Below are 14,594 nucleotides of genomic sequence, written 5' to 3'. Positions count from 1 at the left end.
TCGTGGTGCTCGGGTTCGGGATACACCCGCAGGATCTCGCGCACCAGGATCGTTTCGGTGCCCTGGCGCAGGGCGTCTTCGGTCAGCTCGACCGAGACGTGGATCCGCGCCGCCTTGACCTGCAACCCGACGAACCCCGACACCAGGACCAGAAAGATCACCGGGATCAGGAAGGACACCGGGGCGCCGCTCCAGACTTCGATCAGGATCATCGCGCCCGCCGCCACCGGGCCCCACAGCACCCAGATCCAGCTGGCGCCCGATTCGTAGAACAACCGCTTCGGTTCGGCGCCCCTCGCTGCAGTCTCGGAATTCACCGCCAGCCCCATTTCACGAAAGCCAACCGGCCGCGTCCGCGGCCCAGTAGGTCAGCACGATGTCGGCTCCAGCGCGGCGGATGCCGGTCAACGACTCCAGCGCCGCCGCACGCTCGTCGATCCAATTGTTCGCGGCCGCAGCGCAAATCATGGCGTACTCGCCCGAGACCTGGTAGGCGGCCACCGGCACCGGTGAGACGTCCGCCGCGGCGGCCACCACATCGAGGTAACTCATCGCGGGTTTGACCATGATCATGTCCGCACCCTCGTCCAGGTCCAGCCGGATCTCGCGGAGCGCCTCGCGAAAGTTGCCCGCCTCCTGCTGATAGGTGCGCCGGTCGCCGGACAGGCTGGAACTGACCGCCTCGCGGAACGGGCCGTAGAACGCCGAGGCGAACTTCGCGGCATACGCCAAGATCACCACGTCGGCGTAACCCGCGGCGTCCAGCCCGTCGCGGATCGCGGCCACCTGCCCGTCCATCATTCCGCTGGGCCCGACCACGTGCGCGCCCGATTCCGCCTGTGCCACAGCCAGTTTGACGTACCTGGCCAGCGTCGCGTCGTTATCCACCCTGCCCCTGGCGTCGAGGACACCGCAGTGGCCGTGGTCGGTGAACTCGTCGAGGCAGGTGTCGGCCATCAACACCGTCGCGTCGCCGAGATCCTTGGCCAGGTCCCGCAGGGCTAGATTGAGGATGCCGTCGGGGTCGGTGCCGGCCGACCCCGTCAGATCCTTGTCCTCGTCGCGTGGCACCCCGAACAGCATCAGCCCGCCCACCCCGGCGGTGACGGCATCGGCCGCGGCGCTGCGCAGTGAATCGCGGGTGTGCTGCACGACCCCGGGCATCGACGCGATCGGGCGCGGTTCGTCGATACCGTCGGCGACGAACATCGGCAGTACCAAATGCCTTGGCTCCAAAGATGTTTGCGCCACCAGACGACGCAACGCCGGGGTGGAGCGGAGCCGGCGCGGACGCTGCCGCGGGTAGGCCACTACCGCCTGCGGCTCTTCTTACGCGGCGGCGGCAGCGCGCCCTCGGCGCGCAACCGCGCGGCGTGTTCGGCCAACGCGTCGACCAGCGGGCCGACGGCGGCCGTTTCGGGCTGCACGTCCACCCGCAAGCCGAACTCGGCGGCGGTCTCGGCGGTCTTGGGACCGATACAGGCGATGATGGTCCGCGCGTGCGGCTTGCCGGCGATGCCGACCAGGTTGCGCACCGTGGAGCTGGAGGTGAAGCACACGGCGTCGAATCCGCCGGTCTTGATCATCTCCCGGGTCTCCGCCGGCGGCGGGGCGGCCCGCACCGTCCGGTAGGCGGTGACATCCTCGATCTCCCAACCGCGTTCGCGCAGGCCCTCGGCCAGCGTCTCGGTGGCGATGTCGGCGCGCGGCAGCAGCACCCGGTTCACCGGGTCGAAAATGCTGTCATACGGCGGGAAGTCGTCCAGCAGACCCAGCGACGACTGCTCACCGGCCGGCACCAGCTCGGGGCTGATCCCGAACGCGCGGACCCGGTCGGCGGTGGACTCGCCGACACAGGCGATCTTCACCCCCGAGAACGCCCGGGCGTCCAGACCGAACTCGCCGAATTTCTCCCACACCGCGCGCACCGCGTTGGTGGAGGTGAACACCACCCACTGGAACCGGCCGTCGACCAGGCCCTTGACGGCCCGCTCCATCTGCGCGGGGCTGCGCGGCGGCTCGACGGCGATGGTCGGCACCTCGATCGGCAGGGCGCCGTACGCCGTCAGCCGCTCGCTCATCTCGCCGGCCTGGTCCTTGGTGCGCGGCACCAACACGGTCCAGCCGTACAGCGCGCGGCTCTCCCACCAGTTCAGCTTCGCCCGGCTGGCCACGGTCTTGCCGATGGTCACCACCAGCGGCCCGGTCAACGGGCCCGCCGGATCGGTCCCGCCCAGCACGGCCGAATCGGTCAGGCCGCCCAAGGTGGTTTCGATCGACCGCTGCTGGCAGGTGGTGCCGTGCCCCGTCACCACGCACGGAGTGGTCTCGGCCAGCTCGTGCTCGATGAGGGTCCGCGCCGCGTCGGCCAGGTGCGACGTGGTGGCCTGCAGGATCAGCGGGCCCGGCGCCGCGGCCAAAGCGTCCCAGTCCACGTTTGGGTCGCGCACGTCGGCGACCGTGTGCGACGAGCCCAGCGGCAGCCCCGCATAGGTGGGCACGGCGCCCGTCGCCGCCAGGCCGGGCACGATCTCGAGGTGCAGGTGGCTTCGCGCGACGGCGTTCACCTCGGTGATGACCGCGTCGACCGTCAGCGGGTCGCCGTCCACCAGCCGCACCACGTCGGCGCCGGCACGAGCCTCGGCGGTCAGCGTCTTGGCCACCTCGGCCGGCTCGCCCAGCGCGGGACGGACGTCCGGGCCGGCCGATATCACCGCGGGTTGCTCGGCACCGCCCGAGGCGGCGTCGCCGTCGCCCGCCGTGGCGTCGGCGGGTGCCGCCGGGCCGGAAACCGGCGGCAGATCCTTGCCGATCAGCGCCAGCACCTGCTCCGGCACGTCGGGGTCGGTGAACACCAGCGCGGCGTTCGCCAATACCGTGGCGGCCCGGGTGGTCAACAGCCCGGGGTCGCCGGGACCGGAACCCACGTATGTGATGCGGCCGGGTCTCGGCTTACGCCCTCGCGTCGTCATTGTCGCTCCCAGTCATTCGCAATTAGTTTCCTCGTGCCGGGTCCTGCCGCGCCTCGGCCATGAGTTCTCGGGCGCCGAGTTCGAACAACTCCGCGGCGACCGAAATCCCCAGCTCCCGCGCCCGGTCGGCGGTGCCGATGCCGGACGCGCGGATCACGTCGGACCCGTCCAGCGCCGCCACGCAACCGCGCAGCGACAGCTCGTCGAAGACGCGGCCGTCCTCATCGATGGACTCGACCACCTCCGCGATCGCGCCCACCGGCGCGGAGCAACCCGCCTCCAGTTCGGCCAGCAGGGCTCGCTCCGCGGTGACCGACGCGCGCGTGTCGGCGTCGTCCAGTTCCGCCAGCACTGCCGCCAATTCATCACCGGCGCGGCATTCGACGGCGAGCGCGCCCTGAGCCGGTGCTGGCAACATCTGCACCGGCTCTAGCGTCTCGGTGACATCGTCGAGGCGACCGAGCCGGGCCAGTCCGGCCCGAGCCACCACGATCGCGTCAAGATCACCACTGCTTACCCTGTTCAACCTGGTATCTAGGTTGCCTCGTAGGGGGCGGATTTCCAAACCGAGACCCAATGCTCTAAGCTGCGCGGCCCGCCGGGGGGACGACGTCCCGACCAGCGAACCCGGCGGCAACTCGCCCAGCACCAGCCCGTCGCGGGCCACCACCACGTCGCGGGGATCGTTGCGGGGCGGTATCGCCGCGATGGTGAACCGCGGGTCGTCCGCGGTGGGCAGGTCCTTGTGGGAGTGCACGGCGGCGTCCACCCGGCCGTCGCTCATGGCCTCGCGCAGCGCGGTGGTGAAGGCGCCCACACCCAGGGTCTCGATGGGGGCCGACGAGCGATCGCCGGCGGTGGTGATGATCACCAACTCCGCGGGGTGACCGTTGGCGATCAAGGCGTCCCTGACGACGCCGGCCTGGGTGGTGGCCAACAGACTGCCCCGGGTGCCTATCCGGATCACGTTCGCCAATCGGCTTACTCGGCGGACGGTTCGTGCGTTCCGACGTCGAATCCCGTTGCGATGACGGGCAATTCGCCAGCGGCAACGGCGTCGACAGCGGTCTGGTCGAGTTCGAAGAGTTCGCGCAACGCCTCGGCGTAACTGTCCCCTCCGGGGGCGCTGGCGAGTTGCTTGATCCGCACGGTGGGCGCATGCAGCAGCTTGTCCACCACCCGCCGCACGGTGCGCGCCACCTCCTCGCGCTGGGCGCTCTCCAGGCCGGGCAGCCGGTTGTCCAGGCGCAGCAGCTCCGCCTCCACCACGTCGGCGGCGCGCTGCCGCAGCGCGGTGACCGTCGGGGTGACCTCGGCCATCCGCTGGCCCGCCAGGTAGGCGGCGACTTCGGCGGCCACGATGTGGCGGGCGGCGTGCACGTCGGAGGCCGCCGCGTGCGCCGACGGCTCGTGCTGGACGCGGTCCACGTCGATGACCCACACACCGGGCAGACCGGCGACAGCCGGGTCGACGTCGCGCGGCATGCCGAGGTCGCAGATCACCAAGGGCCGGGTCGACTCGTCACGGCGCGCGGCCGCCAGCGCGAGGTGCACATCGGCCAGCGTGACCACCGGGCTCACCGCACCCGTGCAGCTGACCACGACGTCGGCGTCCGCCACCGCGTCGGCCAAGCGGTCGAGTGGCATCGCGTCGGCCCCCACGCCGGATTCGCGGAGCCTGCGGGCCAGCCGGTGGGCGCGCGACAAGGACCTATTCATGACGTGCACCTGCCCGATGCCGGCCCGGGTCAGGTGGGTCGCCGCCAGGGCGCCCATCGCGCCGGCACCGACCAGCGCGGCCGTCTTGCCCTCCAGGCCGTCCAGCCGGCGTTCGGCCATGTTCAGGGCGACCGACACCACCGAGGCGCCGGCCGCGTCGATGGCGGTCTCCGAATGCACCCGCTTGCCCACCGACAGCGCCCGCTGGGCCAGCTCGTGCAGCACCCGGCCGACGGTCCGGTTGGTTTCCGCCGTGGCATACGCGCGGCGCACCTGGCCGAGCACCTGCTGCTCACCGACGACCGCGGAGTCCAGGCCGCTGGCCACCGCGAACAGATGCTCGACGGCGGCCTCGCTGTAGCGGACGTACGCGTACTTGGTCAGGTCCCCCATTGACATTCCGGAGTGATCCGACAGCACCTGCCCGATCGCCGCCAAGCCGCCGTGGAAAGCATCCACCACCGCGTACACCTCGACGCGGTTGCACGTCGAGAGGACCATCGCCTCGGTCACCAGCGGCGACTGCAGCACCCGGTCGACGATCTTGCCCTGATCGGCCTCGTCGATGGTGAGTTGTTCCAGGACGGAGACCGGCGCACTGCGGTGCGAAACCCCGAAAAGCAGGACGCTCACGGCAGCATCACCTGGCCAGCTCCCTTGCTTTCTCCAGTAATTGAACTGGTTTCCAAGGTAATCGTTTATCAGGTGGGCTACCAAATAATCGCCCGGCCACCCTCATCTCCCGAGATCCGCGCGCAGCCGGGCCTCGTCGATGTCCCAGTAGCTGTGCTCGCGGCCGTTGAGCAGGACCACGGGCAGCCGGTCGCCGAACTCCGCCCGCAGCGCCGGGTTCCCCGCCGTCGCGGCGGCGTCGACGTCGGTCGTCGACAGGTCGAAGCCCAGCTCAGCGGCCAGTTCGGCCAGCCGGGCATGTACGCGCTCGCAGATGGTGCAGCCGTCGCGGGTCAAGAGCTCAACGTGCGGCCGGCCGGTCGCTTCGGTCATGGGCACCAGTGTGGCATCGGTGACTTGTGGACCCATCTACCAGGCGTTATGTTCCGGTCATGGCCGACGAGACTGTGCGGGTTGACCCGGTGGTGATGCAGAGCCACGCCATGTCCATCGGCGGCGCCGCCGAGCACCTTTCGGCTGAGTTGACCCAGCTCGACGATCAGGTGGGTCAGTTGTTGGGCGGTTGGCAGGGCGCGGCGGGGACCGCGTACGGCTCGGCGTGGGAGCTGTGGCATCGAGGGGCTCGCGAGGTGCAACAGGGCCTGTCCCTGTTGGCGCATCTGGTGGGCCAGGCCGGCGAGGGCTATCAGAGCAACGAGGCCGGGGCCGCCCAGGCGGAACGGGCGGTGCGTGGTGGCTGAGGCATTTCGGGTGGACCCTCAGGCGTTGGCCGACGTGGTGCAGCGGATGGCGGCGTTCCAACGCTACGCCGAGGACATGATCACCGAAATCGATTCGCGCGTAACGCGTCTGCACACCACATGGACGGGGCAGGCCGCGGCCGCCCATGCTGAGGCGCATCAGCACTGGGTGCGCGGCGAGGCGATGATGCGCGAGGCGCTGGCGCAACTCGAGAAGGCAGCGACGACAGCGCACGGCAACTACACCGGAGCCATGTCGACGAATCTCGGTATGTGGTCGTGACCCGATGGCGCCGCTGGCGTGTGACCCGACGGCCCTAGACCGCGCCGGCGCGACGGTGCTGGCCGCCGGCGAGTCGCTGGGATCGGTGATCTCCGGCTTGACTGCGGCGCTGGGCGGCAGCACGGGCATGGCCGGCGATGATCCGGTGGGCGCGGCGCTGGGCCGCGCGTATGACGGCGCGGCGGCCAAGGTGATCGACGCGATGGTCAGCACCCGCAACGGGTTGTGCAGTATCGGCGACGGGGTGCGGGTGTCGGCGCACAACTACGCGCTGGCCGAGGCGTTGTCTGATGTCAATGGCCAAGCCGCGGGTCTGCCCGCACCTCAGGTGACCGCGCCCATGACCGTCGGCGCGAAGCCGCCGTCGGCGGTGGGCACCGGCAGCGCCGCCCCGGCGGGCTGGGGCTGGGTGGCCCCCTACATCGGAATGATCTGGCCCAGTGGCGATTCGGCGAAATTGCGAGCCGCCGCGGCGGCGTGGGCAACCGCGGGCGCCAACTTCATGGCCGGCGAGACCGCGGCGGGCGGCGGGACGATGGCCGCCATTGGCGCCCAACAGATCCCGGAGGGCGCTGCCATCAACAAGGCGTTGGCGGATGCCTCCGAGGCCACCATCAACGTCGCACGCCAGTGCCAAACGATCGCCGCGCAGCTCAACGGCTACGCGGCCAAGGTCGACAAGGTACACGCGGCGATTCTGGATTTGTTGTCGCGCATCTGCGATCCGCTGACCGGAATCAAAGAGGTCTGGGATCTGCTCACCGACGAAGACGAAGACGAGATCAAAAGGATCGCCGACGACATCCGCACGGTGGTCGACAACTTCGCGGGCGAAGCCGAGACGTTGGGCGCCCAGATCAACGCCGCCATGACCGCCGCCGTCGCCGCGGCTGAAGCCATGGGCCGGTGGACGGGCAAAGAATGGGACCACTTCCTGCACGGCACCTCGGTGGGCAGAGTCCTCAACCACGTGGGCCAGTCCCTGAAGGGTGTCGGTGTGGAGGCCTGGGATTGGCTCGAGGGCATGGCAAAATTCAGCCCGAGCCGACTCCAATCCGATCCGGTGGGTTACGGCAAAGACGTCATCGGCATGGTTGCCGGCGAGGCGCCTCTCGTGGGCTTGGGCCCCGACGGGGGGCCCGGAGTGGCCGAGTCCTGGAAAGCGCTGGGTAAGCAGGTCACCCACTGGGACGAGTGGGGTACGAACCCGGCCGAAGCGTTCGGAAAGACCCTCTTCGACGTGGGGACTCTGGCGCTGCCCGGCGGCCCACTGTCAAAGCTCGGCAAGCTGGGGCGCGGCCTTGGCGACGTGGTGAGAGATGCGCCGAAGCCGCCGTTGCCGGACGCCGCGAAACCGCCCTCGGTGAAGCCCCCGGCGGAACCACCCCCGGCCGCACCCAAGCCACCGGAATCGGGACCGCCCGCGACGCCCGGCAAGCCGGAACCGGGCAAGCCCGCGCCCCCCGCCTCGGGCAAGCCGGCACCCGGGCCCGCTGACGGCCCTCTGCCGCACAGCCCGACGGAGTCGAAGCCACCGGTCGGCGAGAAGCCCCCCGCCGGTGAGCCGCCCAAACCGGCCGCCGCGCCGACCGAGCCCGTTGGCAAACCGGCAATGCCCGCGCCGGCCGAACAGGCGCCCCTACCCCACCCGAAGCCGGCAGAACCGGTGCCGGCCCACGCGCCTTCGCCTCCCGGCGGCGAATCGGCCGCTGCACCCCCCAGCGCGGGTCTGCCATCGCTACCGGAGCCACACATGCCGACGCCGCCTTCGGTGCCCATGGGCGGAGCGCCCGCCGAAGCACCTCCCGGCCTCGGTGAAATACCCCACGAACCAGGCGTCCATCCACCCGAAATGCCTGGTCCCCAAGATGGCGGCCCGCCGATCGGAGATGGAGACGCGCCACACTCGCCGAGTGACGGGCCTATCACCCCCGCAGACGGCGAGAAATCGCCCGGGTCACATCACCCTCACGACGGCACACCGCCCGATGACGGCGCCGACGAGCATCAGCTAGAAGTCCCCTCCTTCGCGGATTTGAAGCCGTGGCACCAGGCGCAGTTGGCGCTCGCCCAATCACCCGAGCGGCTCGTACAGGATCTGTTGGAACACGGATGTCCCCGAGAAATCGCCGAATCAGCGGCGCATAGTCCTTACGAGGGAATGGCCGCTCAGGAAATACTCGAAAGGTACTGGGATCCAGCGACCAGAACGTGGAAGTGGCCAAAAGTAGACGGTTTCGCGGATGGTAGGTATGAAACAGCTCGCAGCATTCCGAAGGAAACATGGCTAGACAGAATCGGAGAGGTTAGCGACGATCGAGGCGATTACATGGCCGCGGCCGGTGACCTCTATCCTGACCGCGGATTGGCCCCCGGTTCATCTGGTGACTACAATCGATTTCACGGCACCGGTAAGGAATTGCCGGAAGGATGGCAAGTCCGGTACGGAAAAGTGGGTGATGCATTCGGACAGCCGGGCGGTGGAACACAATGGGTGGTTGTTGACAAGAACGGCAAGACTGTTCTGATCAAATGGTTACTTGAAAATGGTTACCTGGCACTGGGATAGCGCGGCAACCAAGAAGGGGTGTTCAGAGTTGGCCACAAACTTCAGCGCGGAAGACGGATATGGTGAGTTCATAGACCATTACAACTTTTGGCGCAAAGTTGCCAACAGCGTCGGCAACGGACCGTACGACGAGGCAGAGAGGCATGAAGGCCGTCTATATTTCCGCTCGGACTACTCGAACAAAGTCGCAAAATGGCCTGAGTGGGCGGAGCAAGGCGACTGGGGAGCTTGGATTATCGCGCGTACAAAGCTCGGTTACTTCAGCGTATTGAGTTCGCTGAAGCACGAAAGAGCGGCGCAGCGGGATGAGGAAATAATTGTACTGTTTTCAAGATTCTCGGACGCAGGTAAGTACATCATCATGCGCGTGGCAGATAGCACTCGCGTGAGCCTTCGCTTACAGACCCAATTCGTCAAGTGGGACGATCGCGGCCCCGACTCTCGTATAGCGATCGGCGCTGCAGATCTGGACGTCATCAATCTTCTCAAAAGCGAGTACCCAGGCCTTCAAGAAGGCTTTGTGGAGCAATATCTGAAACGCTACACACTCACAACACGGCCCGATTCCTATGGATTTGCATTCCCTGAGGATGAGCCAAGAATGCGAATCCTCCTCTTATCGTTCAAGGAGTTAACCGCGGCGCTGCTCGACGGTATGCCTGAAGACATCGCTTCGCTCGCGCGATCCACGAATAATAAAAATTGAGCCACGGAAAAACGATGGTTGATGGCAAGCTCGACCTCACCACGTTCCCGCCATTCGTGCACCGACTCGTAAAGTACTGGTATGCATGGCAGGAAATCTATCTGCGACGTCAAGGACGCTCGCCGGGCGACGCTCGGCGAGAGCCGAGGGGCCGGGAATCTCCGGACCAGGCGTTCTGGGGACGGCGCCCGCCCAAAATGACGGGCAGTCAGGAGTTAGCTTTCATTGATGACGGCGATGTTTCGTATTATCTGGTGTGGGAGGAAGGGCAATTCTTTATTGATAGCGAAGAAAGGGAATCGCGGCACACCTATTGGATGTTCAGAACCTATGATGACGCTGAAAAATACCTCGCCTTCTTGATCAGTCAGATGGCTCGTCCCGGGCAATACACCGATAGTCCGGCATACCGTTGGTATCAAGAAGGTCTAAATCCGAGAGTAACCCTGACTAAACCGGACCCGATCAATTTCCCCGGACGAGTCAGTTTGACAGTAGATCAAGAATCTACAGATCGAGGCTGGATGGGTGAGACCGACGCCCCTGCGGCGTCTCATGTCCTAGTCCTCAACTTTGACGAACTCGATTCCGCACTGCGCGAAGGCGTTCCGGCGGATTGGTTCACTCTGAACATTCGCAGCGACTAACGAATGAAGTTCCTACCGAACGTGCCAGATCATCCGCTCCGTTCCGCGAGTGTGAAGTTAAGTTCACACTCGGGGCCGAGCGTGAAGTTAACTTCACGTTCGGACGCGCCAGGCTCGGCACGCCAGCGTCGATGTGAGCTATCCGGCGCGCACATCCCTCCCCCATGCCCGCCCGATAGGGTTAGACATCGGGACCCACTGGGTCGCCAGGCAACACAGCGATCTAGGAGGTTTGGCGATGACTTCCTCTGAACCGGGCAACGGAGACGTCAGTCGCGTTGACTTGGAGTCGCTGGCCGCCGACGCCAGCGCCGCCCGCGCGCTCGAAGGCCTGCAGGCCGAAAAAGCCGCCACCGACGAGGACCGCCCGCAGCCGCCGATCGACCTGACCGCGGCCGCCTTCTTCGACGTCGACAACACTCTGGTGCAGGGCTCGTCGGCGGTGCACTTCGGTCGCGGCCTCGCGGCGCGCAACTACTTCACCTATCGCGACGTGATCGGCTTCATCTATGCCCAGGCCAAATTCCAGATCCTCGGCAAGGAGAACAGCAACGACGTCGCCGCCGGCCGGCGCAAAGCGCTCGCCTTCATCGAGGGCCGATCGGTCGACCAACTGGTGGCACTGGGTGAGGAGATCTATGACGAGATCATCGCCGACAAGATCTGGCCGGGCACCCGCGAGCTCACCCAGATGCATCTCGACGCGGGCCAGCAGGTGTGGTTGATCACCGCCACGCCTTACGAACTCGCGGCGACCATCGCGCGGCGGCTCGGCCTGACCGGCGCCCTGGGCACCGTCGCCGAATCGGTCGACGGGGTGTTCACCGGGCGGCTCGTCGGCGACATCCTGCACGGCACCGGGAAGGCGCACGCGGTGCGTTCGCTGGCGATCCGGGAAGGCCTCAACCTCAAACGCTGCACCGCCTACTCGGACAGCTTCAACGACGTGCCCATGCTCTCCCTGGTGGGCACCGCCGTGGCCATCAATCCCGACGCCCGGCTGCGCACCCTGGCCCGCGAACGCGGCTGGGAGATCCGCGACTTCCGCACCGCGCGCAAGGCCGCCAGGATCGGGGTGCCGTCGGCATTGGCGCTGGGGGCTGCCGGCGGGGCACTGGCCGCGGTGGCGTCCAGGAGGCAATCGCGCTGATAGGCTGCGCCGCTGAGACATATTCGAGCGGAGAGCGATAGCGGCATGACGACCCCCAAAGAAGCCGAAGGACTCATCGGCAGCCATTACCGGGCACCGGATTACTTCCTCGTCGGGCGCGAGAAGATCCGGGAGTTCGCGCTCGCCGTCAAGGACGACCACCCGACGCACTTCAGTGAGGAGGCGGCCGCGGCTGCCGGGTATGACTCGCTGGTGGCACCGGTGACGTTCCTCGCCATTGCCGGACGGCGTGTGCAGTTGGAGATCTTCACCAAGTTCAGCATCCCGATCAATATCGCGCGGGTGATCCACCGCGACCAGAAATTTAAATTCCACCGGCCGATCGTCGCCGGCGATAAGCTGTACTTCGACACCTATCTCGACTCGGTGATCCAATCCCATGGCACCGTGCTCGCTGAGATCCGCAGCGAAGTGACCGATGTCGATGGGAACCCGCTTATCACCAGTGTCGTCACGATGTTGGGGGAAGCGTCAACCGAAGCTGACACTGAAGCAACAGTGGCCGCGATTGCATCCATATCAGCCGGAAAGTAGGGTCCGATCAATGACGTCACAGGGGGAAACGGGTAGCACCCAACTCAAGCCACCGGTCGAAAAGGTGCGCTCCCATTACGACAAGTCAAACGAGTTCTTCAAGCTGTGGCTTGACCCGTCGATGACCTACAGCTGCGGTTACTTCGACGAGAATCCCGATCCCAACAACCTCACCAAGACGCTGGAAGAGGCGCAGTACGCGAAGCGCAAACTCGCGCTGGACAAGCTCAACCTCGAGCCCGGCATGACCCTGCTCGACATCGGCTCCGGCTGGGGCTCGACCATGCGGCACGCGGTGCAGGAGTACGACGTCAATGTCATCGGCCTGACGCTGAGCGAGAACCAATACGCCCACTGTGTGGCCGAGTTCGAAAAGATGGACAGCCCCCGCCGCAAAGAAGTGCGGATCCAGGGCTGGGAGGAATTCCCCGGTGACGTACCGATCGACCGCATCGTGTCTCTGGGCGCGTTCGAGCACTTCGCCGACGGCGCGGGTGACGCCGGGTACGAGCGGTACGCGACCTTCTTCAAGAAGTACTACGACCTGCTGCCCGACGACGGCCGCATGCTGCTGCACTCGATCGTGGTCCCTAGCCGCGAAGAGGGCAACGCGATGGGCTTGAAGGTGAACATGACCCTGCTGCGGTTCATCAGCTTCATCCTGAAGGAGATCTACCCGGGCGGAAAGTTGCCCCAGGTCAACCTGGTCGACAAATACGCGACTGACGCCGGTTTCAAGATCGAGCGACACCACTTCATCGGCAAGAACTATGTTCCGACGCTGACCGCCTGGGGGGATGCCCTCGAGGCGCACAAGGAAGAGGCGATTGCCCTGAAGGGGCAGGAGACCTACGACATCTACCTGAAGTACCTGCGCGGCTGCTCGGACCTGTTCCGCGACGGCTACACCAACGTCTGCCAGTTCACGATGGTCAAGTAAGTCGCCCGAGGACGCCCCGGAACCAATTGGCTCCGGGGCGTTTTCGCGTCGAAAAGCGTCTTTAGCCGAAGAAGATGTTGCGACGGCCCGCGAGCAACCGGTACAGCGTCTGCTGGATGGTCTCGCGGACCTGATCGGTCAGCTCGAAGGTCACCATCGGGTCTTCTGCGTCGGAAGCGGCGAAGTCGTTGGTGTATATGGGCTCACCGAAAGCGATTCGCCACTTCGACGGCAGCGGCACCAGACCCGCAGGTCCGGCCAGCGGAAAGAGCGGCGTGATCGGGAAGTAGGGCAGTCCGAACAGGCGGGCCAGCAACTTCACGTCGGTCAGCATCGGGTAGATCTCTTCCGAACCGATGATCGAGCACGGGATGATGGGGGCCTTGGTGCGCAGCGCCGCCGTCACGAAGCCGCCGCGGCCGAAGCGCTGCAGCCGGTAGCGGTCCTCGAAGCGCTTGCCCAGACCCTTGTAGCCCTCCGGGAACACAGCGGTCAGCTCGCCGGCGGCGAGCAGCCGGTGCGCGTCCGTCGTGCAAGCCATGGTGTGACCCGCCTTGCGCGCGGCTTCGCCCACGACGGGCAGGTCGAACACCATGTCGGCAGCCAGCAACCGCAAGTCGCGGTGTGCGGGATGCTCGTCGTGCACCGCCACCGACAGCATCAGCCCGTCGAAGGGCAGAACCCCGGCGTGATTGGCGACCACCAGCGCGGGACCTTCGCTGGGCAGGTTCTCCACACCGCTGACCTCCACCCGGAACCAGGACCGGAAGAAGAACCGGAGCAGGGGGCGGACGATGGCGCTGTTGAAGTGCGGATCGAAGCCGAATTCGTCGACGGCGTAGTCACCGGTGATCCGCTGGCGCACGAATCCGGCCACCGCGGCGACGCGTTGAGCCAGTTCGTTGAGCGGGACCTCCGACGACCCGGCGGCGGCGCGACGGTGCTCATCGATTTCACGGACGACGGCCGCGATCTGTTCGGCGGACGCCCGACCGTGGGGATCAGAGAGCAGGGAGGGATGCTGGCGAGAGGACTCCGCGCGCTGATCGGCTTTCCGGCGTGCCGCTACCCGACCCCGATTCGTGTGCAGCGGAATGACATTCGCTCTGGTTTCACCCGCCACAATACCTACCTGACCCCACCCCACGGAACTGGATTTCGACCACCCCAGCGCTGAGCTAAAGATACGGCGCGACCCTCCAGGGAGCGTACCCGATGTGGGTCGATAATGGGAGTCATGCCTCGGCCCCGGACGTAGTCGTCGAAGGCCTCGGCCGTCGTCCATTTCGGCTGGTAGCCGAGCTCCGCGCGCATCCGGGTGGTGTCCATGACCCGGCCGTAACTCAGGTAGGCAAACTGGTCGCGGCTGATCTCGTTGTAGCGATTGGCCCGCCTCAGCGAATCCAGCGCCCAGACGCCAAACCCTGGCACCGGCAGAGGAATCCGGCCGGCGCGACGGATCGCCTGCGACAGCATGATGATCCCGTCGGCCCCGATGTTGAAGGTGCCGGCCTTACCGGCCATCGCCGCGCGCTCCAGCGTGCCCAGCGCGTCCTGCTCGTGCAGCAACTGCAGTCGCGCGTCGCGACCGAACATCGTGGGCACCAACGGCCCGGCCAGATACCGCGACAGCGTGGTGTCCATGGCCGGCCCGATCATGTTCGCCAGCCGCAGGATCGT

The 14,594-nt window shown here is 66.6% G+C and carries 14 protein-coding genes and 2 pseudogenes; 8 read left to right on the top strand and 8 right to left on the bottom strand.

Annotated elements, in window-relative coordinates:
- The 6 genes and pseudogenes from A9X04_RS18550 to A9X04_RS18525 all read right to left on the bottom strand — a co-directional run.
- A pseudogene (locus A9X04_RS18550) lies at positions 1-275 on the bottom strand (DUF3093 domain-containing protein); the annotation flags it as partial.
- A 55-nt stretch (positions 276-330) separates the two neighbouring features.
- The gene (hemB, locus tag A9X04_RS18545; protein WP_082975092.1) at positions 331-1,311 is read right to left on the bottom strand and encodes a porphobilinogen synthase; all 981 of its coding nucleotides are present in this window, start codon (positions 1,309-1,311) and stop codon (positions 331-333) included.
- Complete coding sequence (locus A9X04_RS18540) at positions 1,311-2,972, bottom strand: uroporphyrinogen-III synthase (protein WP_067923547.1); 1,662 nt, start codon at positions 2,970-2,972, stop codon at positions 1,311-1,313. The genes hemB and A9X04_RS18540 overlap by 1 nt, the downstream gene beginning before the upstream one ends.
- A gap of 22 nt (positions 2,973-2,994) precedes the next feature.
- A complete protein-coding gene (gene hemC / locus A9X04_RS18535; RefSeq protein ID WP_067923558.1) occupies positions 2,995-3,939 on the bottom strand; it encodes a hydroxymethylbilane synthase in 945 nt (314 codons plus the stop codon).
- Positions 3,940-3,953: 14 nt separating this feature from the next.
- Positions 3,954-5,324 carry a glutamyl-tRNA reductase gene (locus A9X04_RS18530; protein WP_067923544.1) on the bottom strand — a complete coding sequence of 457 codons (1,371 nt, stop codon included), beginning with the start codon at positions 5,322-5,324 and terminating at the stop codon, positions 3,954-3,956.
- Between the two features lie 102 nt (positions 5,325-5,426).
- On the bottom strand, positions 5,427-5,696 hold the full coding sequence (locus tag A9X04_RS18525; protein WP_067923556.1) for a glutaredoxin family protein: 270 nt from the start codon (positions 5,694-5,696) through the stop codon (positions 5,427-5,429).
- Between the two features lie 59 nt (positions 5,697-5,755).
- Between A9X04_RS18525 and A9X04_RS18520 the strand changes: the two genes are divergently transcribed.
- The 8 genes from A9X04_RS18520 to A9X04_RS18495 all read left to right on the top strand — a co-directional run bounded on the left by A9X04_RS18520 (position 5,756) and on the right by A9X04_RS18495 (position 12,914).
- Positions 5,756-6,064 carry a WXG100 family type VII secretion target gene (locus A9X04_RS18520; RefSeq protein WP_067923541.1) on the top strand — a complete coding sequence of 103 codons (309 nt, stop codon included), beginning with the start codon at positions 5,756-5,758 and terminating at the stop codon, positions 6,062-6,064.
- A complete protein-coding gene (locus tag A9X04_RS18515; protein ID WP_067923553.1) occupies positions 6,057-6,347 on the top strand; it encodes a WXG100 family type VII secretion target in 291 nt (96 codons plus the stop codon). Before A9X04_RS18520 ends, A9X04_RS18515 begins: the two co-directional genes overlap by 8 nt.
- 4 nt (positions 6,348-6,351) lie before the next feature.
- Positions 6,352-8,916: a TNT domain-containing protein gene (locus tag A9X04_RS18510; protein WP_067923536.1), complete on the top strand. Its 2,565-nt coding sequence runs from the start codon at positions 6,352-6,354 to the stop codon at positions 8,914-8,916.
- A 28-nt stretch (positions 8,917-8,944) separates the two neighbouring features.
- Positions 8,945-9,622 (top strand): hypothetical protein, encoded by a 678-nt coding sequence (locus A9X04_RS31590; protein WP_231985760.1) that lies wholly within the window; start codon positions 8,945-8,947, stop codon positions 9,620-9,622.
- Positions 9,623-9,636: 14 nt separating this feature from the next.
- The gene (locus A9X04_RS30520) at positions 9,637-10,269 is read left to right on the top strand and encodes a hypothetical protein (RefSeq protein WP_156764414.1); all 633 of its coding nucleotides are present in this window, start codon (positions 9,637-9,639) and stop codon (positions 10,267-10,269) included.
- Positions 10,270-10,507: 238 nt separating this feature from the next.
- On the top strand, positions 10,508-11,419 hold the full coding sequence (locus tag A9X04_RS18505; RefSeq protein WP_067923532.1) for an HAD family phosphatase: 912 nt from the start codon (positions 10,508-10,510) through the stop codon (positions 11,417-11,419).
- Positions 11,420-11,464: 45 nt separating this feature from the next.
- Complete coding sequence (locus A9X04_RS18500) at positions 11,465-11,974, top strand: MaoC family dehydratase N-terminal domain-containing protein (protein WP_067923529.1); 510 nt, start codon at positions 11,465-11,467, stop codon at positions 11,972-11,974.
- A 10-nt stretch (positions 11,975-11,984) separates the two neighbouring features.
- Complete coding sequence (locus tag A9X04_RS18495; protein WP_067923526.1) at positions 11,985-12,914, top strand: cyclopropane mycolic acid synthase family methyltransferase; 930 nt, start codon at positions 11,985-11,987, stop codon at positions 12,912-12,914.
- Between the two features lie 61 nt (positions 12,915-12,975).
- On the opposite strand, the gene A9X04_RS18490 is transcribed toward A9X04_RS18495, so the two are convergent.
- The gene (locus A9X04_RS18490; protein WP_197509223.1) at positions 12,976-14,061 is read right to left on the bottom strand and encodes a lysophospholipid acyltransferase family protein; all 1,086 of its coding nucleotides are present in this window, start codon (positions 14,059-14,061) and stop codon (positions 12,976-12,978) included.
- Positions 14,043-14,594 (bottom strand): annotated as a pseudogene (locus A9X04_RS18485) (hypothetical protein); the annotation flags it as partial. The gene A9X04_RS18490 and the pseudogene A9X04_RS18485, both read right to left, overlap by 19 nt.

This window comes from Mycobacterium sp. E3247 (assembly GCF_001667785.1).
GTDB lineage: Bacteria > Actinomycetota > Actinomycetes > Mycobacteriales > Mycobacteriaceae > Mycobacterium.
This window is presented reverse-complemented; position numbering and strand designations above follow the sequence as displayed.

Excerpts from the sequence above, each read along its gene's own strand:
- A9X04_RS30520 (WP_156764414.1), top strand. The coding sequence starts at position 9,637 with ATGGTTGATGGCAAGCTCGACCTCACCACGTTCCCGCCATTCGTGCAC.
- A9X04_RS18540 (WP_067923547.1), bottom strand. The coding sequence starts at position 2,972 with ATGACGACGCGAGGGCGTAAGCCGAGACCCGGCCGCATCACATACGTG.
- A9X04_RS18525 (WP_067923556.1), bottom strand. The coding sequence starts at position 5,696 with ATGACCGAAGCGACCGGCCGGCCGCACGTTGAGCTCTTGACCCGCGAC.
- A9X04_RS18500 (WP_067923529.1), top strand. The coding sequence starts at position 11,465 with ATGACGACCCCCAAAGAAGCCGAAGGACTCATCGGCAGCCATTACCGG.
- A9X04_RS18520 (WP_067923541.1), top strand. The coding sequence starts at position 5,756 with ATGGCCGACGAGACTGTGCGGGTTGACCCGGTGGTGATGCAGAGCCAC.
- A9X04_RS18510 (WP_067923536.1), top strand. The coding sequence starts at position 6,352 with ATGGCGCCGCTGGCGTGTGACCCGACGGCCCTAGACCGCGCCGGCGCG.
- A9X04_RS18495 (WP_067923526.1), top strand. The coding sequence starts at position 11,985 with ATGACGTCACAGGGGGAAACGGGTAGCACCCAACTCAAGCCACCGGTC.
- A9X04_RS18505 (WP_067923532.1), top strand. The coding sequence starts at position 10,508 with ATGACTTCCTCTGAACCGGGCAACGGAGACGTCAGTCGCGTTGACTTG.